This is a genomic window from Mesorhizobium japonicum MAFF 303099 (genome assembly GCF_000009625.1).
In the GTDB taxonomy this organism is placed as follows: domain Bacteria; phylum Pseudomonadota; class Alphaproteobacteria; order Rhizobiales; family Rhizobiaceae; genus Mesorhizobium; species Mesorhizobium japonicum.
Genome location: NC_002678.2, coordinates 5,206,696 through 5,233,289, shown reverse-complemented (window position 1 = coordinate 5,233,289; position 26,594 = coordinate 5,206,696). Strand labels below are relative to the sequence as shown.

Annotated in this window: 24 protein-coding genes; 6 read left to right on the top strand and 18 right to left on the bottom strand. The window is 60.5% G+C overall.

What is annotated here, in order from left to right; all coding sequences use genetic code 11:
- Positions 1-22 precede the first annotated feature (22 nt).
- Positions 23-562 (top strand): hemerythrin domain-containing protein, encoded by a 540-nt coding sequence (locus tag MAFF_RS26175; RefSeq protein WP_010914029.1) that lies wholly within the window; start codon positions 23-25, stop codon positions 560-562.
- 3 nt (positions 563-565) lie between these two features.
- Here MAFF_RS26175 and MAFF_RS26170 read toward each other — a convergent pair whose 3' ends face one another.
- Entirely contained in the window at positions 566-1,321 is a 756-nt protein-coding gene (locus MAFF_RS26170) for a Crp/Fnr family transcriptional regulator (RefSeq protein WP_010914028.1), read from the bottom strand.
- A gap of 157 nt (positions 1,322-1,478) precedes the next feature.
- On the opposite strand from MAFF_RS26170, the gene hemN (MAFF_RS26165) reads away from it, so the two are divergent.
- The gene (gene hemN / locus MAFF_RS26165; protein WP_010914027.1) at positions 1,479-2,828 is read left to right on the top strand and encodes an oxygen-independent coproporphyrinogen III oxidase; all 1,350 of its coding nucleotides are present in this window, start codon (positions 1,479-1,481) and stop codon (positions 2,826-2,828) included.
- A 537-nt stretch (positions 2,829-3,365) separates the two neighbouring features.
- On the opposite strand, the gene MAFF_RS26160 is transcribed toward hemN (MAFF_RS26165), so the two are convergent.
- From MAFF_RS26160 to MAFF_RS40890, 14 genes are all read right to left on the bottom strand, one after another.
- Positions 3,366-3,635 carry a DUF2274 domain-containing protein gene (locus MAFF_RS26160; RefSeq protein WP_010914026.1) on the bottom strand — a complete coding sequence of 90 codons (270 nt, stop codon included), beginning with the start codon at positions 3,633-3,635 and terminating at the stop codon, positions 3,366-3,368.
- 12 nt (positions 3,636-3,647) lie between these two features.
- Positions 3,648-4,862: a TrbI/VirB10 family protein gene (locus tag MAFF_RS26155; RefSeq protein ID WP_044551357.1), complete on the bottom strand. Its 1,215-nt coding sequence runs from the start codon at positions 4,860-4,862 to the stop codon at positions 3,648-3,650.
- Between the two features lie 11 nt (positions 4,863-4,873).
- Positions 4,874-5,890, bottom strand: coding sequence for a P-type conjugative transfer protein TrbG (gene trbG, locus MAFF_RS26150; protein WP_425280320.1), 1,017 nt, complete (start codon positions 5,888-5,890; stop codon positions 4,874-4,876).
- An 8-nt stretch (positions 5,891-5,898) separates the two neighbouring features.
- Positions 5,899-6,624 (bottom strand): conjugal transfer protein TrbF, encoded by a 726-nt coding sequence (gene trbF, locus MAFF_RS26145; RefSeq protein ID WP_010914023.1) that lies wholly within the window; start codon positions 6,622-6,624, stop codon positions 5,899-5,901.
- Entirely contained in the window at positions 6,625-7,947 is a 1,323-nt protein-coding gene (gene trbL / locus MAFF_RS26140; protein WP_010914022.1) for a P-type conjugative transfer protein TrbL, read from the bottom strand.
- 31 nt (positions 7,948-7,978) lie between these two features.
- On the bottom strand, positions 7,979-8,704 hold the full coding sequence (trbJ, locus tag MAFF_RS26135) for a P-type conjugative transfer protein TrbJ (protein WP_006329222.1): 726 nt from the start codon (positions 8,702-8,704) through the stop codon (positions 7,979-7,981).
- The gene (gene trbE, locus MAFF_RS26130) at positions 8,701-11,151 is read right to left on the bottom strand and encodes a conjugal transfer protein TrbE (protein WP_010914021.1); all 2,451 of its coding nucleotides are present in this window, start codon (positions 11,149-11,151) and stop codon (positions 8,701-8,703) included. Before trbE ends, trbJ begins: the two co-directional genes overlap by 4 nt.
- Positions 11,145-11,417: a VirB3 family type IV secretion system protein gene (locus MAFF_RS26125; RefSeq protein ID WP_027033451.1), complete on the bottom strand. Its 273-nt coding sequence runs from the start codon at positions 11,415-11,417 to the stop codon at positions 11,145-11,147. Before MAFF_RS26125 ends, trbE begins: the two co-directional genes overlap by 7 nt.
- A complete protein-coding gene (locus tag MAFF_RS26120) occupies positions 11,417-11,725 on the bottom strand; it encodes a TrbC/VirB2 family protein (RefSeq protein WP_010914020.1) in 309 nt (102 codons plus the stop codon). Before MAFF_RS26120 ends, MAFF_RS26125 begins: the two co-directional genes overlap by 1 nt.
- An 11-nt stretch (positions 11,726-11,736) precedes the next feature.
- Positions 11,737-12,705: a P-type conjugative transfer ATPase TrbB gene (trbB, locus tag MAFF_RS26115; RefSeq protein WP_010914019.1), complete on the bottom strand. Its 969-nt coding sequence runs from the start codon at positions 12,703-12,705 to the stop codon at positions 11,737-11,739.
- Positions 12,702-13,115, bottom strand: a complete 414-nt coding sequence (locus MAFF_RS26110; RefSeq protein ID WP_044549235.1) for a CopG family transcriptional regulator — start codon at positions 13,113-13,115, stop codon at positions 12,702-12,704. Before MAFF_RS26110 ends, trbB begins: the two co-directional genes overlap by 4 nt.
- 118 nt (positions 13,116-13,233) lie before the next feature.
- Positions 13,234-15,264 (bottom strand): conjugal transfer protein TraG, encoded by a 2,031-nt coding sequence (locus MAFF_RS26105; protein ID WP_006329207.1) that lies wholly within the window; start codon positions 15,262-15,264, stop codon positions 13,234-13,236.
- Between the two features lie 661 nt (positions 15,265-15,925).
- On the bottom strand, positions 15,926-16,315 hold the full coding sequence (locus tag MAFF_RS26100; protein WP_027033449.1) for a hypothetical protein: 390 nt from the start codon (positions 16,313-16,315) through the stop codon (positions 15,926-15,928).
- The gene (locus MAFF_RS40890) at positions 16,306-16,704 is read right to left on the bottom strand and encodes a hypothetical protein (RefSeq protein ID WP_006329204.1); all 399 of its coding nucleotides are present in this window, start codon (positions 16,702-16,704) and stop codon (positions 16,306-16,308) included. Before MAFF_RS40890 ends, MAFF_RS26100 begins: the two co-directional genes overlap by 10 nt.
- Before the next feature lie 281 nt (positions 16,705-16,985).
- On the opposite strand from MAFF_RS40890, the gene MAFF_RS40885 reads away from it, so the two are divergent.
- A complete protein-coding gene (locus tag MAFF_RS40885; protein WP_010914013.1) occupies positions 16,986-17,261 on the top strand; it encodes a ZinT/AdcA family metal-binding protein in 276 nt (91 codons plus the stop codon).
- A 1-nt stretch (position 17,262) separates the two neighbouring features.
- Here MAFF_RS40885 and hemN (MAFF_RS26085) read toward each other — a convergent pair whose 3' ends face one another.
- Entirely contained in the window at positions 17,263-18,588 is a 1,326-nt protein-coding gene (gene hemN / locus MAFF_RS26085) for an oxygen-independent coproporphyrinogen III oxidase (protein WP_010914012.1), read from the bottom strand.
- Between the two features lie 1,371 nt (positions 18,589-19,959).
- Here hemN (MAFF_RS26085) and MAFF_RS26080 point away from each other — a divergent pair.
- Entirely contained in the window at positions 19,960-21,123 is a 1,164-nt protein-coding gene (locus MAFF_RS26080) for a porin (RefSeq protein ID WP_044549229.1), read from the top strand.
- Between the two features lie 331 nt (positions 21,124-21,454).
- Positions 21,455-21,718 (top strand): hypothetical protein, encoded by a 264-nt coding sequence (locus tag MAFF_RS39360; protein ID WP_044549227.1) that lies wholly within the window; start codon positions 21,455-21,457, stop codon positions 21,716-21,718.
- Between the two features lie 395 nt (positions 21,719-22,113).
- On the opposite strand, the gene glmS is transcribed toward MAFF_RS39360, so the two are convergent.
- Both glmS and MAFF_RS26065 read right to left on the bottom strand, forming a co-directional pair.
- Positions 22,114-23,937, bottom strand: a complete 1,824-nt coding sequence (gene glmS / locus MAFF_RS26070; protein ID WP_010914009.1) for a glutamine--fructose-6-phosphate transaminase (isomerizing) — start codon at positions 23,935-23,937, stop codon at positions 22,114-22,116.
- A 454-nt stretch (positions 23,938-24,391) separates the two neighbouring features.
- Positions 24,392-25,039: an acyl-homoserine-lactone synthase gene (locus MAFF_RS26065; RefSeq protein WP_044549225.1), complete on the bottom strand. Its 648-nt coding sequence runs from the start codon at positions 25,037-25,039 to the stop codon at positions 24,392-24,394.
- 680 nt (positions 25,040-25,719) lie between these two features.
- Between MAFF_RS26065 and MAFF_RS26060 the strand changes: the two genes are divergently transcribed.
- Positions 25,720-26,472: a carbonic anhydrase gene (locus tag MAFF_RS26060; RefSeq protein WP_010914007.1), complete on the top strand. Its 753-nt coding sequence runs from the start codon at positions 25,720-25,722 to the stop codon at positions 26,470-26,472.
- The last annotated feature ends 122 nt before the right edge of the window (positions 26,473-26,594 follow it).

Genomic DNA, 26,594 nt, shown 5'->3' with positions numbered 1-26,594 from the left:
GCTTCGGGCAGCATCGAGTTCGGTGCAATCAGAAGGTGGCGATTTGAACAAGGAAACGCAGCACGGGCCAACCCGCTCATGGACAAGTGCGGCTTTCTCGCGCCAGGCCGGCACAGAGGCGATTCCGGGCGAGGTCATGAAGCTTGCCCATCGGGAAAAGCTGGAGCTCTGCTTCTCGCTGGAAAGCATTGCCGATGCACTGCCGAACGTCGACCGCCTCAAATGTCTTGGAACGGCCAAGAAGATCGTTCCGCTGCTCCGTGACATTCATGGGTTTGAGGAGAGGGTGATTTTCCCTGCGTATGAGGCGCACTTGACCCCGGCCGAGGCCAAACTTGCCTCTACCAGCCGGTTGCGCATCGAGCACCTTGAGGATCAATGCTTCGCTGGCGAGGTGGCCGAAACGCTCCTAGCGATCGGTCATGGTGATCCGATAGAGAGCGCGGAAGCTGTCGGATTCATGCTACGCGGCTTCTTCGAAGGCTTGCGGCGACACATCGCTTTCGAACGCGAGCATGTCCTGCCGCGGATCGTAATAAGCGACGAAGGCCCCGACGCTTAGGTCTCATTCAAAGGCCGGTTGCCGCGCGCCTCGGCCGCCGCAGCGCTGCTCCAGCCGGCTCATGCTGTCGACCGTTACATGGCGTTTGTTCTCGATCCGGATCACGCCGTCAGCCCGCAATCGCGTAAGCTGGCGGCTCACGGTCTCGTTCGTCAGTCCAAGGAAATCAGAGATGTCGGCACGTGTCAGCGGCAGATCGAAGCATGCCGACCCAGCCGCCGGGTCGATACTGGAATCCATATTCCGGGCGATCATGAGGAGAAAGCTCGCCACCTTCTCCGGTGCGGTCTTGCGCCCGAGAGTCACCATCCATTCAAGTGCCTCGTCGAGTTCGTCCAGCGTCTGCTTGAGCAGGCGATGCTCGAGTCCCGGTGATTCCTTCATTATCCGTTCAACGGCCGCCTTCGGAAACGAGCACAGCGAGACGGAGGTTGCCGCTTCCACATTGATCGTGCTTTTCACCTTGAAGGGCCGTCCCAGAAAATCCGGTGCGAACCGAAGACCGACAATCTGCTGGCGGCCGTCCGAAAGGCACTTCGTCAGCTTCACAACGCCTGAAAGCAAGTTTGAATAGCTGTCGACGGCCTCGGCGTCGGCGATCAGTTCGACCCCCGGCTCGAGCTTGTGCCGCGACGAAGTTTTGGCGAGCCCAACCAAATGGTTTGGATCGAGCGCAGCGCAGACGCCGCGAAGTCGTGCTGCGCAAGACAGGCAAAGAACGGGAATGCCGGAACTGTGAATGTCTTGCCGTACTGTCATTACGCTCGCGCTACCGATCCCAAGTTTCGACAGGATAGCAAGCGATGGCAGAGAAATCCTTGCGGCAGTTTGTCCGTGCTGGAGGCTGACCGAAATCAGGGCATTGGCTCTTCGACGCGTCCAGACTTCCGGCGAGGCAAAAACGGCGGACCACCAAATGAGACCGGAATTAGCTGCCAAGCTTGGCGAGAACGTCCCGCGTTATACCAGTTACCCGACCGCGCCGCATTTCCATCCTGGCGTCGACGCTGATGTCTATCGAAGCTGGTTGAAGGCGCTCGAAAGCGGTGACGAGGTCTCGCTCTACCTGCACATCCCTTATTGCGACCGGCTGTGCTGGTTCTGTGCGTGCCATACAAAGCAGACCCGCCGCTACGAGCCGGTGGCTTCGTATCTCCGCTCGCTTCACGCGGAGATCGCGACTGTCGCCGGTCTTGTCGGCGGCAAGGCCCATGTCCGCGCCGTGCATTTCGGCGGCGGCTCGCCGACCATGCTGAAGCCCGAGGATATGGTAGCCTTGGGAACTGTCCTGCGGGATAGCTTCGATTTTCTTGCCGATGCGAAGATCAGCGTCGAAATCGAACCCAACGACATGGACGAAGCCCGCCTTGATACACTTGCCGAGATCGGCATGGCGCGGGCGAGCCTCGGCGTTCAGGATTTCGATCCGAAGGTGCAGAAGGCGATCAATCGCGAGCAGAGCTTTTTGCAGACCAAGGCGGTTGTAGACGGCATTCGCTCTCGCGGCGTAGGGTCCGTGAACCTCGATTTGCTTTACGGCCTGCCGCATCAGACCAGGGAGAGCGTCTGTTCCACCGTGGCGCAGGCGCTGACTCTGGAGCCGGACCGGATGGCGCTGTTCGGCTACGCGCATGTGCCCTGGTTCAAGAAGCATCAGACTATGATCGACGAGTCATGGTTGCCGGGTCCGGCCGAACGGTTCGCTCAGTGGCAAATTGCCGCCCGTCTGATCATGGGCGCCGGATACGAGGCGATTGGAATAGACCATTTCGCCAAGCCGGATGATGCGCTTGCAGTCTCGGCTCGCGCGGGAACAATCCGCCGCAATTTCCAGGGCTACACCGAGGATCGCTGCGAAACACTGATCGGGCTCGGGCCGTCATCGATCAGCCGGTTTCGACAGGGCTATTCGCAGAACATGCCGTCGACAGCCGAATATGGACGCATGGTCGAGGGGGGACATCTGGCCACGGTCCGCGGCATCGCGTTTTCCGAAGATGACCGTGTTCGCGGCTGGATCATCGAGCGCTTGATGTGCGATTTCGGCTTTTCAGCAGCCGATCTGGTGGAACGCTTCGGGGAAGCCGGACAAAAGCTTCTTTTCCAAGCAAGCTCCATCGCCATTGGCGACCCTGCTCGACCGCTTGAACTCCAAGGTGACAGTTACGTCGTATCGGCGGAAAGTCGTCCCTTTGTAAGGAGCATTGCAGCGAAGTTCGACAAATATTTCGAAAGTGGAACGGCCAGGCACTCAGTGGCAGTCTGAGTGCCACAGACGAACGTCACCGTCTTCAGTCGATCGCGAACCTCCTCAAAATCGCCGAAACCAGCAGCTAACAATTCGATAGTGCATATGACGCCACTTTACGATGCTGTGACGACGCGGGTATTTCCCAAAGGGGGTCGCATGGCAGAGGGCTGGGACCCGCCGGAACCCTGCAGGCAGGGCTCCACTTCGTATCCGCCCAAGCAGGTTGGATTGTTCGGCCCAGTCTTTCACTGAATGTCAGCGACGCACCCCATTGCGGCTTCCGCTACTCAGCGCTGCGGCTCTTGAATGCCCCTTTGAGATGAGCTCATTCTGAGTAACAACCGCACGGCGTTCCCACGGGTCTGAAACCATGAATCAGTGCGGCTAGCACGCCCTGCGCCTGTTCGCGGTTTCCGGGCCGCCCAGGCACTTACTTGACCTCCAGCTGCTCGAAGTTCGCGCATAGGCCTTACATGACGGATCGGTAGGCCGCGACCGCCGGGAAATTAGGCACCCGGGCGGCTGCGCCAATTGACCAACTTTATGCTTCGATTACTCGGAATCTGAACCTGACACGCGTCGCGATTTCTCTGACATGCCGGCGGGCAAGCTTTCCTTTCTGGCCTTGGCAAACGCTCTGTCACCTTCCAGAAACCCTGCCAGCATGAAAGGTATGAGTTCCGCTACCGTTTCAGACTCGCCATAGGTCTGGCGGTAAAGCGCCGCATAGTCCTTGAGTGCTTGGTTCAGGTCCGCGCTAACGGTGATGGTCATCTTCGAAGGTGTCCGGTCCGGAAGCTTTCCAAGTTTCAGATCTGCCATGATTACTCCTGTTCAAGTCGGGTATGGGCGCAGCACAAGATCCTTGTGTACAATCACGCGTAGGGGCCAACCGGGGCGGACGATAATGGTGGGTTGAATATTCAGGTTCTTTTCGGTGATGCGCTGGCCGGCTTGACTGATGTTTTGCTGAGTGGATTCCCGGATCGCCTTAACTAGGTCGCTTTCGTTTTCCCCAAAGCTCAACTCGGTACCAACGCCCAGTAGCGTCGCTAGAGCAACTCCCTTGATCAGCTGCCAGGTGTGAAAATCGACCTTGTCTTCAAGCCCAGCATAGCCGGCAGTATCCGTCGCTGGCAGATTGTCGATTTCGATCGAGGAACCGTCGGGCAGGATTATTCGCTGCCAGACCAGCAATGCGCGCCTCTGCCCAAAAGCCACGACGCTGTCATAAGTGCCGATGAGGCGTGAGCCTTGCGGAATGAGCACAATGCTGCCGGTGACTGTGTCGTGCACATTCTCGGTGACCTGCGCGACGACAAGGCCAGGCAAGTCGGAATTTATGCCGGTGACGAGACTGGCCGCGATCACGCTGCCGGCCATCAGTTGGTAGGGCGAGGCCGGCGTCTGCAGCGCATGCGGATTGTAGATCCCGCTTGTGTTTCGCTGACTGACAAAATCGAGCTTGCGCTGTTGGTTGTTCTGGTCACCCTCGGCTGGGGCAACGGAAGCTGACGTGCGCGTCGCTCCGGATTGCGGAAGCGCCTCAGACGGCTGCTGCGCACTCGGCCCGCCTCCGGCGACATCTGTCTGTCTGGGTCGATTGTCGATCCGGAACAAGACTTGCGACTCGCGCGCCTCAATTGCTTGCTGGGCAAGGCGCTGCTCCTCGGCGGAGATATCCTGCCCTGGCGCGATGCCGAGCTGACGTTGGCGTTCAAGGATGGGGCGACCGAGGTCGCCGGGCAGTGGCGGTCCGAGCACAGGGGCCTTCGGCATGATCCCGGAATAGTCCTTGGGAAGCGCTTCTAGTCCCTCGGCGGGTGGCTTGCGCTCGGTGTTATAGCGGTCCTCTGCCTGGTGCTTGATACGCCATGCCGGTCCTTGAAGCGCCATCATCGTGACGCCCAGAATGGCACCGGATCCGACTGCAGCGATGGCGATGATCACACCGCGCCTGAATCGGACAGCGCGGCGGGGCGAGGCTCGCAACTGCAGCTGCTCGGGATCGAGTTTTGGAGGGGTATTGGGGCGGGACGTATCGGTCATGAAGTTCCCCTTCACCTGCCAAGACGTGGAAAGAGTGCCATGCGCCGCGTCGGTTTCCGGCCGTCGGTCCTTGTTATGCGCACCACCTGCTGTTGCTTGGTGCCGAGCCGCAGTTCGGCGGCGGCAAAGAGACGGTCGACGATGTAGTAGTTGCCGCGCATGCGGTAGTTGACGAGCTGGTTGTTCCCGTCAGCACCGACGATGAAGAGGGGCGGCGCCTCGCCCTGATCAATGCGACGGGGGAATTCGATATAGACCTTGCTGCCATCGTCGAACGCGCGCGTCGGCCTCCAGGGCGGTGTGTCGCCGCTGATCGAGTAGCGGAAGCGAATGTTTTCCAGCGTCACATTCGACGATACTGGCGCGGCCGCCTCGGCCTGAGCGTTGCGCTGGCGTAGCGCGATGATCTGGTCCTCGCTATAGGTCCAGGAGATCGCCGCCATTGAGGTCTTCTCGGTGCTTTGAAGCTGCAAATGGTAGGTGCGTCGTTCCGTGGTGATCACCAGATTTGTGTTAAGTCCCGGCGCGAAGGGTTTTACCAGCACATGGGTGCGCTGATTGTCACCGGTGCCGCTGACGGTATCGCCGATCACCCAACGCACCGTGTCGCCGGCCGACACGGCTGTTAGCTTCTCGCCCGGCTGGAGTGCGATATCGGTAACGCGCTCCGGCGCGGCATAGAGCTGATAGAGTGCGCCATCGGCGAATGGATAGACCTGAACCGCATTCACGTACCCATACCTGGTGGGTTGCTGCGTCGCTGCTTTATTGGCATCGGAGACCCGTTCTTCAGGAGAGCGCTTGTCATCGGCCACCCTGCCCGGATCGGGCTGTAGCTGACCTGGCAACGGCAGCGGCTTTGGCACTTCGACTATCTTGACCGGCTTCTCCGGCGGCTTCTCGATTGCGGCTGGTTTGAAATCGGCAGCATCATAGGAAATCTCAGGCGGCGGTACCGGCTTCGACGCGCAGGCGGAGAGGACTGCTGTAGAGGCCGACAGGATCAGCACGGCACGGACCGACGACATTCTATTCTTCATTGGTGGACTCCTTTTGGGGAAACGGACGTCGGCGCAGCACTGTCGAGCTCGCGCGACCAGTCGATCGCATTGATGAAGACGCCGAGCGGGTTGTTGCGCAGTTGGTCAGTATTACTTGGCGGGCGGATCACGATGGTGAGGATCGCGGTCCAGCGCGTCGTGCTGGCAAGGCTGCCGCGCTCAAAAACCTGCTCGGCCCATTTGACCTGGAACGAGCTGTCGGAAGCCCTGACCACGCTGGTCACTTGCACCGACACGCTGCGTGTGCCGATCTGGCCGAAAGGATCGTTCGCCTTGGCGTACTCGTTGAGAAAGAGCGCCGCGCGGTCGGTGGCGAAGTCATAGGCCGAAAGCCAGTTCTGCCGCACCAGCACCGGATCGGTGGAAACGGAACGGACATTCTGAATGAAGCGGCCGAGATGCCACGCGATCTGGGCATCGGAGGGCTCGTAGTCCCGGATTGCCGGCGCAACGGCGCGTGCCTCGCCGAAGCCGTCGACCTCGACGACGTAAGGCACGACGCGGCTCTGCATCGACTGCCACACGAGTCCGCCGGAAAGTCCGGCCGCCAAGGTCAGACAGCCAAGAGCCATGAACCGCCAGTTGCGGGCCTGCACTCGAGATGAGCCTATGCGCTCGTCCCAGAGCTGCGCGGCCTTCTGATACGGCGTGACCGGCTCGGGCGTCTTGCCGTAACGTTGAATGGGTCGCTTGAATAGCATTTAGTCGTCCTTGTCGTTGAGAGAGGGATTGGCGCTGCCTCCCGGCCTGTCGCCTTCACGGACGGCCTGCATGGCGGTGTGACGGTGGGCACGGGCTGTCTGTTCGGAACGCAGGCGCCTGGCCCAGCCGGGCGCGGCATCGGCGACCGGACCAGTAGGGCTTCCGGTCATGGATGCGGTCGGCGCACCACCGGTCGCGGTCCAGGCAGCTTCGCGCCCGGCATCAACGCTGCGCCCGAAGCCTCCTGCGGCAGATCGTGCCGCCCGCATTGCGGCGCCGGCGGCGGCGCTGGTCACACCATGCATTCCAGCAGCTACACCGGACAGGCCGGACTCGGGCGATGTTGCGCGCCCGATCTGCCAGGCCGTAGAAGCCGCTGACCCCATGGTCGTGCCGGCACGGAGTGCGGTGAGACCGCTGCCGGTTGCCGTGCGCGCGCCGGCAAATGCTGCGCCTGCGGCAACGAGCGATGCACCGGCTGCGGCTGCCGTGGTTCCAAGTGCGGCGCCCGCGCCAAGCTGCGGCGCGCCCGAGACAAGACCGGAGGCTATCCCAGGTCCGAAAATGCCGAGACCAAGGAGCGCCAAGGCGCCCAGGACCTGTGACATGGCGGCGGCCAGATCCGGCTCCTTGCCTTGCAGCGCGGAAGCGAACTCGCCAAAGAGCGTGGAGCCGATGCCGATGATGACGGCCAACACCATCACCTTGATGCCCGACGAGATGACATTGCCGAGCACGCGCTCGGCGAGAAACGCTGACCGGTTCCAAAGCGCGAAGGGCACAAGAATGAATCCGGCCAGAGTGGTGAGTTTGAATTCGAGGATGGTGATGAAGAGTTGGATGGAGAGGATGAAGAAGGCGATGATGACCAGGAACCAGGCCACGAGCAGCACGAAGATGGTGAGCGCGTTGCCGAAGAATTCTGGGAAGCCGAGAAGCTGGCTTGCCTGATCGAGAAGCGGCCAGGCGCCCTCGAAACCGGTTGCGGCAATGCGGCCCGGATGCAGGAGATTGTCGGCAGATAGGTTGCCGGATGACGCATTGATGCCGAGACCGGCAAAAGACCGATAGATGATGTCGGCGAGGTTCTTGAAGTTATTCAAGATGAAGGCAAAGACGCCGACATAGAGCACTTTGCGGATGAGCCGGCCGAATATGTTGGGTTCGCCGCCGAATGCCCAGGCGAGGCCGGCAAGTGTGACGTCGATGCCAATCAGGGTCGTGGTAAGGAAGGCGACATCGCCCGAGAGCAGACCGAACCCGCTATCGATGTAGCGGATGAAGGTCTCCATGAAGCGATCAATGACCCCAAGGTCGTTCATGCCGCCTTCCTCGTCGTCAAGAGATTGGTGATCAGTTGCCGGGATAGGCCCTGCCTGTGCCGAGGAAGCGCTTTGTCGTCTCGCGCGCGGCCTCCTCGGACTGCGCCTTGCGCGCCGCATCCTCGGCCTCAGCGCGGAACTGCGTTGCGAGCAGCGTCTGGATCTGCATCTGCTGCTTGGTCGAAAGCGCAAGGAGCTGGTTAGTGGCCTGACTTGCCTGAAGCGCACCGGCCGCGCCTTGGCTGCGGTTGACGAGATCGGCAAGCAGGTCACCATCACCGCGAACATTCTCGACGATCTGCGACTGAACACCCATGGTCTGACGGAATGCCTGCATTGCGCTTTGCCAGCGGTCACGTGCGGCGCTCGCCACATCGCTGACCTTGATCGTGGCGTCGTAGCTTTCCGGATATTGATTACGCCACTGGTCCTGAAGCTTGTTGAGATCAAAGCTCAGGCCACTCGCCTGGTCCATCAGACCGTCGATCCGTTGGAGCGAGCCGGTAAGCTGACCCACGGAAGAAAAATCCAGACCCTGAAGATTGCGTGCCATGTTCTGCAGCACGGTCGCCTGGTTCTGGAGCGACTGGATCTGGTTGTTGATCTGCTCCAGCGAGCGCGCCGCCGTGAGCACGTTCTGTGCGTAGTTCGACGGATCGAACACGATGAGCGCGTAGGCCGGCTGCACGTAGTCGGCCATCGGCTTGGCGATCAACGAAAGGGTGATCAGGCCCGAGAGAAAGCGGCGCCGCATCATGGCGATTGCTCCTTGGTTGGTTGAGGGAATTGCTGGAGAAGCTCGGCCGCCCAATCCAGGCCGCGGGCGCCGAGGAAGCGAAAGACAAAGCTGTCCTGCCCGTGCTTGGACAGGACCCTGTCGATCAGGCTTTGCGCGGCTGGACCCGAGGCGCCGCAAAGTGCAAGCGCGATGGGGCCGAGCCCGAGCTCGAAGAGACGGTTGCCGCAGCGCGACTGCAAATAGTAGTGCCGCTTCGGCGTGGCCCGGGCGATCAGTTCAATCTGCCGGTCGTTGAGACCGAAGCGCTCGTAGGCAGTCCGTGCCTGCGGTTCCACGGCACGATCATTGGGGAGAAAAATGCGCTGTGGGCAGCTCTCGATGATCGCCGGCGCTATTGCAGAGCCGGCGATGTCGGCAAGCGACTGCGTGGCGAAGATCACCGATACGTTCTTCTTTCGCAGCACCTTCAGCCATTCGCGGATGCGGGCAGCAAAAAGCGGATTGTCGAGATAGACCCAGGCCTCATCGAGCATGAGCAGCGTCGGTCGCCCGTCGAACCGCTCCTCAAGGCGATGGAAGAGATAGGTGAGCACAGGCAGCACAGCGCTTTGGCTATGCATCAGCTCCTCGGTCTCGAAGCACTGCACATCCGACAAGGCCAGCCGATCGTCGTCGGCATCGAGCAATCGGCCGAAGGGACCGTCGAGCGTGTAGGGCATTAAGGCGGACTTCAGTGCATTGGACTGAAGCAGGACCGACAGACCGGTCAGCGTGCGCTCCTGCGCCGGCGCGGTGGCGAGGCTGTTGAGCGCCGACCAGATCGCCTCCTTCACCTCCGGCGTGAGGGTGACGTTCTCATGGGCAATCAGGCCGGCGATCCATTCAGCTGCCCAGCTGCGCCTACCCTGATCACCGATATTGCGCAGTGGCTGGAAGGCAAGCGCACCGTCCGAACCCAAGACATGATGCTCTCCACCCATGGCGAGCGTTGCCGCGCGCGCCGAATTGCCTTTGTCGAAGACATAGACCTGCGCGCCGGCATAGCGACGAAACTGCAGGGCGATCAGGGCAAGCAGCACCGATTTTCCGGCGCCGGTCGGTCCAACGATCAGCATGTGGCCGACATCTTCGACATGGGAAGAAAGCCGGAACGGAGTCGACCCGCTGGTTTCGGCGATGAGGAGCGGCGGGGCCTCTCGTCCAGTGACTTCAGCCAGATGCTCGTTCGCCGCAGGACCGGCCCACACCGAGGAAAGCGGCATGAGATGGGCAAGGTTCAGCGTGTGAACGAGCGGCTGACGAACGTTGGCATAGACATGACCCGGCAGCGAGCCGAGCCAGGCTTCGACCGCATTGACGCTTTCGCGGATGGTGGTGAACCCGAGCCCATTGATGATGCGCTCGACCGCGCGAAGTTTCTCAGCGGCGGCTTGGCGATCCTCGTCCCATACCGTCACCGTTGCAGTGAGATACCCGAAGCCGACATGATCGCCGCCCAACGCCTGAAGTGCTTCATCGGCGTCGAGCGCCTTATTGTCGGCGTCGCTGTCGACGAGCGGAACGGGTTCGTTGCTTACAACCTCGCGCAGGATTGCGACGATCGATTTGCGCTTGGCAAACCACTGCCGGCGCAAGCGGGTCAGCGTCTTGGTGGCCTCGGTCTTGTCGAGCGGAATGAAGCGCGTCATCCAGCGATAGGCGAAATCCTGATGATTGAGGGCATCGAGGATTCCGGGCCGGGTGAGGTTCGGAAAGCCGAGGATGGTAAGGGTGCGAAGATGTTGCTCACCGAGCATCGGCTCCAAGCCGCCGGTAAGCGGCACATCGACCAGGATGCCGTCCAGATACATTGGCGTTTCCGGCACGGCGACCGGATGGCGGCGGGTCGAGATCGTGTCGTGCAGGTATGTCAGCGTCTCGGCGTCATCGAGCGGACGCACTTCGGGCATGAAGCCCGACAGAAGATCCAGCACACGGTCGGTCTCGTCACGGAACCGCGCCATCTCCTGGCGCCAGTCTCTTTCGCCTTCTGAATGATGCGAGTCGACGAGCGCGCTTTCCGCCCGCGCCTGGGCGTCCGGTGGCGGCATGGACAGCAAGGTCAGGTGACAGCGGCTCTCGAAATGCGCGACCTTGCCTTCGAAGGCAGCACGCCGTTCTTCATCAACCAGCCATGACGCCGCGTCCGGGAAACGCGAGGACGGATAGCCCAGCGCTTCGATGCGCTCGGCCTCGAAAAACAATGTCCAGCCGGAGCCAAGGCGTCTAAGCGCATTGTTGGCCCGGGCGCAGATGCCGAGGAGTTCGGCTTCGGTCGAGCTTTCCAGATCGGGCCCGCGAAATCGAAGAGTCCGCTGAACGCTGCCGTCCTTGTTGAGCACGATGCCGGGCGCCACCAGTGCTGCCCAGGGCAGATGGTCGGCAAGCCGGTCGGCCTTGCCGCGATATTCCGAAAGGTTCAGCATGCGAGCCATCCCCTCAGGCGAAGGTGACGGACAAGCACGCTGGCAAAGTCGGGATCGCGCCTTGCGGCAAAGACCGCGAGCGTGTGGCCGCCAAGCCAGAGCACTAGCCCGGCAATCCATTGCTGCAAGCCTAGTCCGATGGCAGCAGCCACCGTGCCGTTGAGGATCGCCACCGCCCGCGGCGCGCCGCCCAGCAGGATCGGTTCAGTCAATGCCCGGTGAACGGGAACCTCGAAGCCCTCGATATGTTGCACTCCGGCGGTCATCAGACGAGCGCCCCGCCGCCGAAGGAGAAGAACGAGAGGAAGAAGCTCGATGCGGCGAAGGCGATCGACAGGCCGAAGACGATCTGAATCAGCCGGCGGAAACCGCCTGCAGTATCGCCGAAGGCAAGGGTCAGGCCGGTGGTGATGATGATGATCACCGCGACGATTTTGGCGACCGGTCCCTGCACCGATTCCAGGATCTGCTGCAGCGGCTGTTCCCAAGGCATGCCGGAGCCGGCAGCGTGCGCCGGAACTGTGAGAAGAAACGCGAGCGCGGCAAACGAAAGAAAGCGGAGCTTCTTGCGCATAAGGGGGCCTTTCAGAGTTGCTGGAGTTGCGGAGGCGTGAGTGGGGAGACGGCGTAGTCGCCGCTGCCGTCGAGACCTGTGACCTCAGCGATTGCATCGATGCGGCGCGACGAGCCGCGCCCCGCGATGAAGACGATGAGATCGATGGCATCGGCGATGAGGCGGCGCGGCACGGTGACGACAGCTTCCTGTGCAAGCTGCTCGATGCGATAGAGGGCAGAGCGCGCCGAATTGGCATGAACCGTGGCGATGCCGCCGGGGTGCCCGGTGTTCCATGCCTTGAGCATGTCCAGCGCTTCCGCGCCCCTGACTTCACCGACGATGATGCGGTCGGGACGGAGCCGGAGCGTCGAGCGCACGAGATCGGCGAGTGTGACCGAGCCCCGCCTGGTTCTCAGGGCAACGCAGTCCTTTGCTGCGCATTGCAGTTCGCGGGTGTCCTCGATGAGGATCACTCGCTCGTCGCATTCGGCGACTTCGGCCAGCAGCGCATTGGCAAGCGTCGTCTTACCCGACGACGTGCCTCCGGCGACAAGGATGTTGCGCCGTTCTCGGACTGCCTTTATCAACGCATCGGCCTGCAGCGGCAACATGATGCGATCCGCAACATAGTTGGCCAGCGTGTAGAGCTTTGCGGCTGGTTTGCGGATGGCAAAGCAAGGCGCCAGCACGACAGGCGGCAGCAGTCCCTCGAAGCGTTCGCCCGATGGCAATTCGGCGCTGACAATCGGATTGTCCGCATGCGCCTCGGCACGCACGTGGGAAGCGACCAGGCGGATGATGCGTTCCGCCTCGGAAGGATGCATATGCACGGCCGTATCGATTCGGCCTTCTCCCAGCCGGTCGAGCCGCAGCGCACCATCGGGATTGACCATCACCTCGATGACCAATGGATCGGCCAGCGCCTCAGTGATCGTCGGACCCATGGCGGTGCGCAGCATGGCGCGGCGTCGGTGGTCGGCCTCTGGATGAGCGCTCATCCTTCCCCTCCTCCGCCATTGTCTTTGCCAAGCGAGCGTTTCCCCGATGCGATCTGGCGACCGACCTGCTCGACGAATTTGTCGAAACGCTCCTGGGCAATCGCCTGCGTCGCCTTGTCCGGAACAGGCGTGTGGGCATGAAGCGTGATCGAAAAGCGGATGAAGAGCGCCAAGCTTTCCAATGTCATGTCGACATCGCGCCTGACGTGACCGAGCTCGCGGGAAAGACGGTCCAGCCTCATGCCATAGCGCCGATCGAGTTCATTCTCGCCACGCCGCTCGATGAAAGCTTCTACGGCCTTCGCGACGACCGCGGATTTTGTGGTCGAGGGATCGCGGCTGAGGTTGTCCAGCTTCTCGCTCAATTCCGGTTCGAGCAGAAACTGGTGACGAATGCGGTGGGGCTTCATGCGCTTGTTCCAACTGGCCGGCGCTGGCGGGCCGGCGGCGGAACAAGCATTATCGAGATGCCCAAAATTGCTTACGGCCGTTATCTACGCTGAGATACGCCCGAGCTGCGGAAAGCGTTCAGAAGCCGGGGACGATATCCTTATCATCGCCCCTTCCCTCGTTGATGCCATAGGCACCTGCGACGGTGGAGATCCGGTCCATGACGCGCTTGTCCGCCATCGCCTCGCTATCATCGTCTGCGGGTCTGGACAGATCGTCCTGGTCCGGTTCCTGGGTGACGGCGGTATGTTCTTCGGGTAGGCCAGGATGGCGCTGCTGCTGAACACCTCCCTCGTCCGCAAGCGCGGCGCCAGCGCTTTCATCGTCGGACGCAAGACGACGGTCGACGCCGCGTACTTGCCCAGTCCAATCGTCCGGCCGCGACATCGGGCAGTCCGCGTAGGGTCCGTCGCGCAACACCGGCGAAGGTAGCACCCGCTCGGTGAAATTGTGATCCTCATAGTATCGCAGCTTTTTGGCCCGGATGGGGGGCAATCCCGAAACCAGCACCAGTTCGTCCGCGGGCGGCAATTGCATCACCTCGCCCGGTGTCAGCAGCGGGCGGGCGGTTTCCTGGCGGCTCACCATGACATGCGAGAGCCAAGGTGCCAGCCGGTGGCCCGCATAGTTGCGCATGGATCTGAGTTCCGTGGCCGTGCCAAGCGCGTCCGAGATTCGCTTGGCCGTGCGCTCATCATTGGAGGAAAAGGCAATTCGCAAATGGCAGTTGTCCAGAATGGCGTTGTTGTCGCCATACGCTTTGGAGATCTGGTTCAACGATTGCGCGATCAAGTAGGCACGAATTCCGTAACCGGCCATAAACGCGAGCGCGGTCTCAAAGAAGTCGAGGCGACCGAGCGCCGGAAACTCATCCAGCATCATGAGCAGTTGATGCTTGCGGCTCTTCTTTGGGTCACCCTCGAGGCGCTCCGTCAGCCGCCTGCCGATCTGGTTCAGGATCAGTCGCACCAAGGGCTTGGTGCGCGAGATGTCCGATGGCGGCACGACCAGATAGAGCGACATCGGCCACTCCGCATCCATCAGATCGGCAATGCGCCAGTCGCAGTCCGATGTTACCGCCGCCACGGTCGGATCACGGTAGAGGCCGAGAAAAGACATGGCGGTCGAGAGGACGCCTGAACGTTCGTTCTCCGATTTGTTCAACACCTCTCGTGCCGCCGAGGCCACGACGGGATGGACCTGAGGCTTATTGGCCGCGCCGAGATGGTTGGTCGTCATCATTCGCCGCAAAGTCGCGGCAAACGAGCGTTGCGGGTCCGACAGAAAGGTGGCGACGCGGGCAAGAGTCTTTTCCTCTTCGGCGTAGAGGACGTGTAAGATAGCGCCGACCAGGAGTGAATGACTGGTCTTCTCCCAATGATTCCGCCGCTCCAGCGCGCCTTCCGGATCGACTAGAATGTCGGCGATGTTTTGGACATCGCGAATCTCGTCCGAACCTTTGCGTACCTCCAGCAGCGGGTTGTAGCGGGCCGATCGCGGATCAGTCGGATTGAATAAAAGGCAATGCGAGAACCTCGACCGCCAGCCGGAGCTCAGCTGCCAGTTCTCGCCTTTGATGTCGTGAATGACGGCCGAGCCGGACCAGGAGAGAAGGGTTGGGACAACCAGTCCGACGCCCTTGCCGGAACGTGTCGGCGCAAAGGCCATGACGTGCTCAGGCCCGTCATGACGCAGATACCGGTCCTTCAGTTTGCCGAGGAAGACGCCTGCCGGCTGAAACAGCCCTGCTTTCTCGATCTCCCGCGTCGCCGCCCATCGAGAGGAGCCATAGGTGGTGACCAAGCCGCGCTGGCGCGCGCGCCAGAGGGAACCAGCGATCGCAGCGGCACAGCCCATGAATCCACTGGTGCCCGCAAGCATGCCCGCCTTGTCGAATACCTCGGGCGCATAGGCATCGAATTGGAACCACCATTCCAACAGTTTCCACGGCTCGTAGATCGGCCAGCCAGCCGCGACAAACCATGGCGCGCCGAGTTGTTCCTGAAAGGCTAGCATATGAGCGCACCATTGCGTGGCAGCCCACACGCCGAGGAGAACGATGGCGAACACAATGGCGATCTGCCCAATCAGAAGCTTCGTGGGCGTCACTGGCTTGCTCCGCTGTTCTGGAGAGATGGATCGAGCATCGCCCGGGACGGCCGGAACAGGAATGCGCCCTATGTACGACTTGGTGCGATGAGGGGCTGTTTGGCGCGCCGTTGCTCTCTTTCGAGGTGTATCAATATTCGCGCATTCCCGTGGACTGCTATGTCGGAGGGGACTCATATCGTTCGTGCCTATCGTGAGCACGTGGTCGGGGAGCTGGCGGTGGCATGCGGGCAAGCCGCTGAGGAAATTCGTAACATCGAGTCCGGTCTGAGGTACAACAAGCCTATCGAGATCGGATCGCGAGGTAGCCCTGCCCGCCATGGGAATTCCTCAGGCGAGTACCGACATATTGGGCGCTGCCTTATAAGTGGAAGGCGCCTTCCCGTTGCCTCTATCGCAGATAAGTTACCTTCCGGCCTTCGCGCTGGGTTTCCCAGCTGGACTGCGTTTCAGTCTCAATTCGCTGTGCTTCTTGTGAGCCAGACACCATTTCTCGGACTGTGAATTGACGACATTCATTGTCCGACAAGCCCTCGCCGGCGATCTGTTGGGCAGAGGCGGCTATCACCCCGGCCGTGGCACATCCGCGCGCTGCAGAACCTCGATGAGCCGCCTGCTCAAACGCCCAGGCGGGTGCAAAGATCCACAGACGCGTTCCGCCCTAGTTGCGAAGCATATGACCGGCATTTCGCAACGCGCCTAGGAAGAGGCCGGCATGGTGAGTGACATCGATTTTGGCCTGCATTGACACCGGCATGTTGGTCCAATTCTCCAACGGTGCAATGAAGCGGGAGAAGGTACCGTCGACGACGCAGTAGCGGCTAATAAGGCCTTGTCTGTCCAACGTCACCACACCAATCTGCCCACCTCGATATCGGATGGCTGCGAGCCGTTGGACCTCGGCGTCATCATCGATCCGCACATCGAAAAGCAGGTTTCCGCGGCTCCTCGCGGCTATCTCCGCCGCTTTGTCATTGAAGCTCAAGCAGAGTGAGCGGACGCTTTCCACTGCCATCTGGAAAACCAACAAATCCAGTTCATTCACGGCCATGTGGGCAGTTGAGCCAATAAATGGATGATTGCAATGTCGCACACGGCTTGTTCACAGGTGTCGGCGACTGATCGTTCGTGGCTTTCTGTCCGCTGCCGGCGATGGAATATTTGAAGGACGGCGGGTCCCGTATTTCCTGTCGCGTTGGCAACCGCGGCGGCCACCTGCCGGGCGGCAGCGGCAGAGATAATGTCATAGACAGGTGGAAGCGTGGGCTTTCTGCCCTTCAATAGTTCCCTGACCCTACAGATTTGCACGCGCGGCCGCAGCTTGCCGCCCGCCTCAACGGATTCGGCTTCTCTGGCAGCACGTTCCATTGCTGCGGTCGCCTTGTTGAGCGTCACCAGAACGCCAAGCTTCGTGGCTGGCAAGATCGCCAACTCGCTCAAGCTCACGACCTCTATTCGATGGACGGGCACGGCCGTGCATCGCCGCGGCAGGGGACAACATCGTCGTGACCGACCCTCAAGCCCTATATCGTGTCGGCGGGATCGTTCACCAGGAACGGCGAGATCGCCGTGGAGGGCAAGCCCTTCCACATCGTGGCCGTCGGCGGGAGCGGCAATATCCACGATCAAGCAGCTGAGAAAGATCACGCATATAGCCACGATCCCGCGGTCCAGCCGATCTACATTTGAGGACGACCAGATCAAGCAGCGCGCCCTGTCGAATGACGATGGAACGCTCGATCCAGTCATGGCTTATAAGGCGGAGAGCGGCGACCAGAGCGCAGATGAGTACGTGCCTACTACGAGATCGGCTATCGCACCAATTCGAGCGGATCACGATCGATGGCGACACCGTGGCTTTCTTCGAGGGCGGGAAGCCGCTTGAGGCCTGCTACGCCGGCGAAGGCTGTGAAATCCTGACCTCGAAGAAAGGAAACCGCATGGGCGTCAAATTTCGCTTCGGCGTCGCCTTGGCCTCCTCACACTTGGTTGGCTGACTCAGCGGGCAACCCGGTCGAGAAAAGCGTCGAATGCGGCAGCGACAACGCGCATCGCAAAGCGATGCTGCCGCCGTACGCGGACAAAACCCTTTTCGATGTCCACAATCCCGTCCTTGGCAAGCATCGCCAAGCGTTCAGCTGAATCGAGAAAATGGATCGGATCAGATCCGTGGGCGGCACAGATTGCCGGCACATCGGCCTCGAGATCGCACATTAGTCGCTCGATGATTGCGGCTCGCGCGCGGTCTTCGTCGGTGAGACGGTAGCCCTTTGACGTCGCCAGACGGCCAGCTGCGATGTGCCGGCAGTAGGAATCCCGTGTAACCTCGTTCTGGACGTAGCCCTCGCCGACACGCCCGATAGCCGACGCGCCGAAACCGATCAGGGTTTTGCAGGTGTCGGCCGAGTAGCCCAGCGAGTTGCGCCGCAGGCGACCGGTTTTCTGTGCCAGCGCGAGATCGTCGTCCGGCAAGGCGAAATGGTCGAGCCCGATCTCTCGGTAGCCGGCGGCAATCAGCGTCACGGCAATGGCCGCATCCTGTTCGGCGCGGGCAGCGCTGCCCGGAAGCGATGCCTCCTCGATGAGGCGCTGATTCTTAATAAAGGACGGAATGTGCGAGTAGCCGAACACCGCAAGCCGGTTGGGGCGCATGGCGACCGCCGCCCTCGTGGTCTCGACGCAAGACTGCACCGTTTGATGCGGGAGACCAAAGATGAGGTCGAAGTTGATGCTTGTCACTCCATGCCGACGCAGCATTTCGACGGCAGCCGCCGTCTGCGCCTCACTCTGGACCCGGTTAATCGCTTTTTGAACAATGGGATCGAAGCTCTGCACGCCGAGGCTCGCGCGGTTCACGCCGGCTGCTTGCAAGGCTTCGGCCATATCGGCCGTGAACGTGCGTGGATCGATCTCGACGGCGATCGTAGCTGTTTCCGCAAGCGCAAAGTGGCGGCGCAGGAATTCCGTCAGGGCGAGGAATTCAACTGGCCCCATGAGAGTTGGCGTTCCGCCGCCGAAATGCACATCGCTCACGGGCAGCGCCTGCGGCGCGTGCTCCGAGACCAAACGTATCTCGTCACGCAGCGCCGCCAGATAATTAACGATCGGCGCATCATGGCGGGTGATGGTGGTGGGGAAGCCGCAATACCAGCACTTTGATCGGCAGAACGGAACGTGCAAGTAGAGTGACGCCGGATCGTTAGCCGGTAGGTTCCTGAGCCATTCCTCATAAGCGTCGGCGCCGACCGCCCCAGAGAACTCCGCGACAGTCGGATAGATGGTGTACCAAGGCAGGCGGGCTTCGCGATGTTTTGTGGTCTGCAACAGTTACCGTCCCATGTTGTTGCCTTCCATCCTTACCACTGCGCTCTCCTGTGTCTTTGCGCTATATCAGTCCGGTCCGCTTTGGGCCCGATTATTTCGCAGCGATAGCCCCATTCAGCCTTGGCTGGACAGCGATGGTATGAGCACGCGCTGGTCAGGGACAAGCGCCATGGGTTTCCCGTCGAGACTTTCCCGCCCACCGTTTGGTGTTACTATCCTATCCTATCCTATCCTATCCTATCCTATCCTATCCTATCCTATCCTATCCCCTCCCTTCCGCGTCCGATGGAACGCAGCTTGCCGCATCCGACCAGTCGATTCGGCGTTGGGACCAGACTTTTGCTCGCCGGCTGGTGCGTAAGACGGCGTCACGTAGCGATACCTGGCATCTCGATGAGTTCGTCGTATTAATTGCCGGCACGAGGCTTTGGCCGTGGCGCACCGTCTGTCAGAGCGGGAATTGTGCTCGAGGAGACCGTCCAGGTCCGCCCCTGCCAAGGCTGCAAGCTTGATGAACCAATGCGCTACGCCAGGCGCATGATCACCGACAAATCGCGCTCCTGTGGCCCGGCAAAGCGCCGGAGTGAAGCGCAACTCAAGCATCGCTCGCAACTGACAATCGAGCGAATTCGCATGTGCTTCCGTAAAAACAAAAATGGCCCGTGCACGGCTTCCGATTCAGAGAGGGGCTTACAACGGCTCGTCTCGACCTTCCCGCCTTTCGGAACCACTTTGTCCGGACTAGCTGGAAAGCTGGTGCACCTCGCCACCGCCGAGGTGTGGCCCTTCGCCCTAACGAGGACGCTTACGCCTAGGCATGTCGGCATCAGTGGGGCATCTCGGCTGACGTACCGAGCGGTGCACTCGCATGATGTCAACAATGTCGAGGCTCAAAACAAACAAAAGCTATCGCCATTGAACGATACTGTCGCGAAGCGAACAGACGAACCATGTCCGAAACATTTGCTTTTCGTGCTCAGCTTGACCCTCAGAGCAAAAAAGGAAACGCAAGCCAAGGTCCGACGGCAAACTTGAGTGTCAATCGTAGCTTGGTCGTGAGGTTGGCACGTCGCTTGCGGGGTGATTTTCTGAAGCCGGTACGCCCGCAGCTATCGGAGATAATCATGGCGATCGACCCAGAAGTGTTTGATTCCTCCCCCGGGCATTTCAAGCAGGTGATATGAGAACAACATCTTATCGTGTTAAAGTATGATTCAGCTTCATCGCCTCTGTTGTTGAATCATTATTATGACCCGTGCGTCATACTGCGATGGGCGCAGCGCGATGTGCATCGTTTTCGATTGTGGGGACAGGAAGGGGCTGGCTCGTTCGTTGACGTCCCCTTCTTTAATATTTGAACGGAGATCAAGAATGAACATCACGAGCCTCCTGCTCGGCTCAGCTGCGGCCCTGATCGCCGTTTCCTGTGCCCGAGCCGCCGACGCCATCGTCCTGGCCGAGCCTGAGCCCGTTGAATACGTCAAGATCTGCGGCGTTTACGGCGCTGGTTACTACTACATCCCCGGCACCGAGACCTGCCTGCGCATCGGCGGCTATGTCCGTTACGACATCGGCCTCGGCGATGTCGTGTCGTATGACCAAGCTAGAACCACGGATGTGAAGACTGGCGAGGCCCAGGGCATATGGCAAAACCACACGCGCTTCACATTCAAAACTTGGACCGGGCAAGAGACCGAACTCGGTACATTGCAGACCTACATCGAGACCCGCATGAACTACGGCAAGCACACCGCCTATTCCGGTTCGGACAGTCCTCGATACCATGCCTTCAGCCAAGGCATCACGTTGACTTTCGCCTGGGTTCAGCTTGGTGGCCTCCGAGTTGGCAAGGACTGGTCCGCCTTCGACATGTTTATTGGCTACGCGGGCGACGTGCTCAATCAGATGCTTATCCCGTACGGCGCCTTCGATACTAATGTGGTTCAGTACTACTTTGACGCCGGTAACGGCTTTTCGGCTGTGGTTTCACTCGAAGAAGGCTCGGGCCTGGTCGGCACCATCGACAGCTACGTTCCGCACCTAGTCGGCGGAGTGAAATACACACAACACTGGGGCGCGATCACCGGCGTTGTCGCTTATGATAGCAACTACGAATCGGTCGCGGGCAAGGTCCGCATCGACGTCGATGTTACCGACCAACTCTCGCTATTCGGAATGTTCGGCTACGGCTCCAGCGGCAAGCTCAACGATGACGTCACTAACGCAATCGACGCTCATGGTCGCGGGTTCTACAAAAGTTGGGGCGGTAACTGGGCTTTCTGGGCCGGCGCCACTTACAAGCTCAATGAGACAACTTCGTTGAATCTTCAGCTCTCGGGTGATCAGCTCAGGAACTATGGTGTCGCTGCAAACGTCGCCTATACGTTTCTTGCAGATTTCACAATTACAGCCGAACTCGACTATGACCGCTACGGCGACTTCGCCGTCGGCAAGGTCGACCCTTCCATTAGCTGGGCGAATGCCAACAAAAAGAGCAGTGTCGGCGGCATCCTCCGTTTCGAACGTTCATTCTAACGGGAGGAAGAGCTTCATCTCGGTGCCTCAGGCGGCGAATGACGATTATGCGGGGGACCTGCCACGCCTGCGGCAGATAAGCGCTGGCACGTTTGCAATCGGATACAGCTGCGATTAGGGCGCGGCCGATGCCCCGCCTGCCGGGATGTGACAGCTGGCAAAGCGTTGCGGCAGGTTTGCTGGCGGTCCCGGCACTTGCGCTGACGCGTGCGGCGCAGTCCGGCGACACGGTGGAGGCCGCCGGCAGATGGGTGGGCGCGTGATCGCCGAAGCAATCGCCGAACTCGCCTAGTGTCCCAGCTTCGATAACGACTGAATCGGCGGCGACTCAATGCAACCTTGGCTTCCGGAGACCGCGCTGACCGCCGCCGGCCTGACCGCGCTCGCCGCGCAGGATGCTTCGGACAAGCAAATCACCTGCGTCAAGGCGCCCTTCAAGTCGCTGATCGACCATGTCTTTATCTCGCCCAATCTCCTGCCGTGCGGCCACGATTTCATGATCCTCGCGCTCGACCGAACCATCGAGCGGTTCCTGGAAGTGTCCGATCATCGCCCGGTCCTCTTGCGACTGGCCGGGCCTATCGGTGAGCGTTAGATCCAGAACGAGGTTACACGGGATTCCTACAGCCCGCACATCGCAGCTGGCCGCCTGGCAAAGTCAAAGGGCAACCGTCTCACCGACGAAGACCGCGGCGAGCCGCAATCATCGAGCGAGGACGAAATAGGGACAGCGAAGGGTTTTATCCGCATGCGGCAGGAGGATCGCTTTGTGGTTAGCGCTATTGCTGCGTATTCGATGCTTTTCTCGACCGGGTTTGCCAGTAGGCACAGCCAAGCAGCGTGAGGGGAGGCCAAAGGGATAACCAATCGTCGCTAAACGGCATGCTCCAGCAAATAACGGCAAGGCGGTAGCGGCGCGCTTGAGCCCCGGTTGAAGTGCTTGGAGTTTTTTCCGAATGGGCGAGCGTTGCGACTAATGAAGGCGTCACATCATTCGACGGTGACTGATTTTGCCAGGTTGCGTGGCTGGTCGAGATCTGTGCCCATGAAGAGCGCCGTGTGGTACGCAAGAAGCTGTATCGGCAGCGAGAAGATCATCGGCGCGATAATCTCGTCGGTGGCCGGCAGCACGATCGTGTGCATCGTATCGAGTTTCGATGCGGCTGCCCCTTTTCCATCGGTGATGAGGATAATGCGCCCTCCGCGGGCGGCCACTTCCTGCATGTTGGAGAGGGTCTTGTCGAAAAAGCGATCATGTGGCGCGATGACGATCACTGGCATGTTCTCGTCTATCAATGCGATAGGACCGTGCTTCAATTCACCCGCCGCATAGCCTTCGGCGTGGATGTAGGAAATCTCCTTGAGCTTCAGCGCCCCCTCCATCGCCAGCGGGAAATTTGTGCCACGGCCGAGATAAAGGACATGATGACACTTTGACAGTTCGCGCGACAGAAGCTCAATCTCCGGCTGGATGCTGTCCAGTACCTGCCTCATGAGGCGCGGCATTTCGGCGAGGCTCTCGACGAGCGCCTGCACCTCATCTTCGGTCACGGTTCCGCGGGCCTTGGCTGCGTGGATGGCGAGTGCGGCAAGAGCGGCTAGCTGGCAGGTGAAGGCCTTGGTGGAGGCGACGCCGATCTCTGGGCCGGCAAGGATCGGGAAGACCACATCGGCCTCCCGAGCGATGGTCGATTCGCGCGCATTGACGACAGCGCCAATTTTCAGCCCAAGCTGCTTGCAGTACCTCAGCGATGCCAGCGTATCGGCGGTTTCGCCCGACTGTGAAATGAACAGAGCCGCAGACTGCGGCGACAATGGAATCTCGCGATAGCGGAATTCGGATGCAACATCTATTTCGACCGGCAGGCGCGCATAGCGCTCGAACCAGTATTTTCCGATCAGCCCGGCGAGATATGCGGTGCCGCAGGCAGAGATCGCCAAGCTCGGGATCTTGGCGAAGTCGATGCCAGAAACCGCATCGGCACCATTTTCGATGAAATTGATATAATGACCGAGCGCATCGGCGATGACCTCGGGCTGCTCGAGGATTTCCTTCTCCATGAAGTGGCGATGGCTGCCCTTGTTGGCCAGAGTGGCCACGGCCACGGAGGTCTGGCGCGGACGCGCGACGGGGTGGCCGTCGTAATCAAATATATCAGCGCCCGTCCTGCCGACAACGGCCCAGTCACCGTCGATGAGATAGGTGATTTCATTCGTGAATGGAGCAAGCGCGATCGCGTCGGAGCCCAGGAACATCTCGCCGTCGCCGTGACCGATCGCCAGCGGTGGTCCATTGCGCGCCGCGATGATGGTCGACGGATCATCCTCAAAGAGGATGGCAAGCGCGTAGGCACCCCTGACGCTTTTCAGCATGGCATGCACCGCCTCACCACGCCTCATGCCCTCCCGGCGGTGCCTTGCCAAGAGATGCGCAAGGACCTCAGTGTCGGTGTCGGTCTGGAACTCGGCTCCCGTCGCCGCCAATTCGTCCTTCAGTTCGGCGAAATTCTCGATGATGCCGTTATGGACGACGGCCACACCATCCGTGAAGTGCGGGTGTGCATTGCGTTCCGTCGGTGGCCCATGGGTTGCCCAGCGGGTGTGGGCGATGCCGATGGTACCACCCAGCGGCTCTTCCTTGAGTCTCCTCTCGAGATTGACGAGCTTGCCCTCCGCGCGCCGGCGGTGCAAGGTGCCATCGGTGATCGTCGCAATGCCGGCCGAATCATAGCCGCGGTATTCCAGACGCTTCAATGCGTCGACCAGGCGTTCCGACACCGGCTGTTGCCCAACGATGCCAACAATTCCGCACATGTTCTTCTCCGAAGTCTTCCCGGCAGCCTTAGCCGACGCAGACGAGGGACGCCGCCCGGCATGCGCTCAGTTAGAGTCTTCTAATGGAATCCAGTCAGTTCGGTAAAATTGATTGTTGGGATAGCCATCATCCACGCCATGGATGAACTAAATCTCAGTCCAATGCGGGTGATGTGAACCGGGGCGTACGCTTCCGCCTTCAACGGGCTGCGCATATCATGGCCGGCGCCCTCACCTGCGTTAATAGCATGCAAGCCGGCCGGAGGAGACGGGGAATACTTGGGCCGAGTGCGAATGGGTAGCCCCAGCGCACTCTTTGATCTCGCCGTTCAATTGTGCGGACGCTGCTTCATGCATCATTCCTCGGTTTGCTTCTCCAGGCCGGACGCAATGACTCCTTTCGGCGACGAGAAGCAAACCCTCTCTTCCGATCCCTGGGGCCACGCACCACGTCTTAGCTACCGCATGGGCCGTGCGGCAGGCCGAGAATCGGTCGCCACAGTACCGGCCCATTCAGACGTCCCCTCCAGCGGATGCGCAACAGGCTGGCGTGAGAGATCTCGAGAAACCCGGCCACCGCCTCCGTTTTGCCGACGGGCTGCGGCTTTCCGATGCGCGACAATGGCCACGTTGCGAGGCGAAGGATCCGTTCCATACGCGTATCGGTCACCGTCACGATCCGGGTGAGATTGTTGGCCAAGCCGAATTCGATCATGCCGGCGAAGAGCTCGTAGGTTGCTTGGGCAAGGCCGCCTGCCGCCTTGGGCGTTGATGGGGGCAAATCGAGCGCGAAACGGCTGCTTTCCCATATGTCGGGACTCGCGGGCGCCACAGCTTCACCCAGCAGCGCCGGGAATGTGTCGCGCAACATGGTCGGCCCAGTGGTTGGCAAGAGGCGCACGCAGCCACGAATTCGCCAATCGGATCCCTTGAGCAGCAGATAGACAGGCTTCAAGTCGTCAAAGGTGTCTGTTTCCATTTCGCCTCCGGTCTGAACTTCCCAATCGAGCCTCTCCTTGAAAACCCGATATCTGAGCCCGTGCATCTCTTTGAGCTCGCCTGCGAATTCGCTGTAGAGGCCAGGTGTGATCAGCTGAATCATTCGTCGCCTCCGTGCGGGTTGTGTTCCCGCCATCGAAGGGCAAAGCGCACAGCGATGCAGCCTGTGGACGTTTACAGCTATCCTCGCGGAAGGATCCGGATCTCGCCTGACCGGAGGCAGCCAGCCTGGCAACCGCATGGATCGTCCGAACGCGAGCTTTGCTTGGCATTTTCCAGATGGAAGGTCCCCTTGCCCTTTGAGACCTGCTTTCCAAGGCGTATTCGCGAGTTTTATCCATGCCTTTATGGTCTTGGGAGCGTGGCGGGCAGGCTACACAGTGGGTGGCGGAGAGGTCGGGAATCAGTTGGAATGGAGGAATTCGTCTCGCCAAAGAGGGGATCCTTTGCAATGCACTGCCTGCCCGACACTCCCGCTTCAACGTTACGCGCCACATACCGCCGAGTAACAGCCGGACCGGCGACGCCGGCTGTGCTGGTTGTTGGCCTGATCAGCGGCGGCACGGTGAATCTGAGCCACGTCGCCAGCCATTTCCACGGACCGGCGAGCGTAGCCTCCAACGATCGCCGGCGGCGACGCTTCTTCCAGTTTACCAGTTCGACGAGGACTGGCTGGCGTGTACGCTGGTGGCGCGGCTCAACCTACGCCCGCCCTTGCGGCTGTGCCTTGACTGCACCAATTGGAAGCAAGGACATAAGGTTCGCATCAAGGAGCGAGGCAATATGCATCGTCGTAACCTGATTAGAGCATTCATCGCGCTGGGCGTGTGCCCGATCTGCGCCCAGACCGCGCGTGCGGCCAGCGCCCATTGGGGATATGGCGGCTCGGTCGGGCCGGAGCATTGGGCCGATCTGGACACGAGAAATTTCGCCTGTTCGGCGGGCAGGCAGCAGTCACCCATCGACATCGCCGGCACAGTAAAGGCGGATATACCGCGCATCGACATCAGTTGGCTCAAGGGCGGCGGCAGGATGGTGAACAACGGCCACACCATTCAAATCAACATGCCGGAAGGCAGCACCTTGACCCGCGGGGATCGCGTCTACCAACTGGCACAGTTGCATTTCCACGCGCCGAGCGAGCATCACGTGGCGGGCATGAGCTTCCCGATGGAAGCGCATTTTGTCCATAAAGACACAAAGAGCGATACTCTGGGTGTGCTGAGCGCCCTTCTTATGCCTGGCGCGACAAATAACAGCTTTGCCGGTCTCGCCAAGGTCTTTCCGGCCCGGCCCGGCGAGGAGATGGCAGTTGACGAGTTCGATCCCAACGGGCTTTTGCCGGCCTCGCTCGGCTATTGGACCTATGAGGGATCATTAACGACTCCGCCCTGCACCGAAAACGTGGAGTGGATGGTTGCAATGGAACCGGTCGAGGTCGACACCGCAGACATCAAGCGGTTTACGACGCTTTACGCATCTAACGCGCGGTCGATCCGTCCCTCCAATCGGCGCTTCATCCTAGGCCTCAGCTAAGGTCATCGCGCGCGTCAAGCAAAACCGCGGTAACAATCGGGGGGTTTCGAACAGTACGACGGCACCCTGGTGGCGCTGGCATCGACCATAATGCCCTAGAGCGGGATGAATTTGGATTGAAT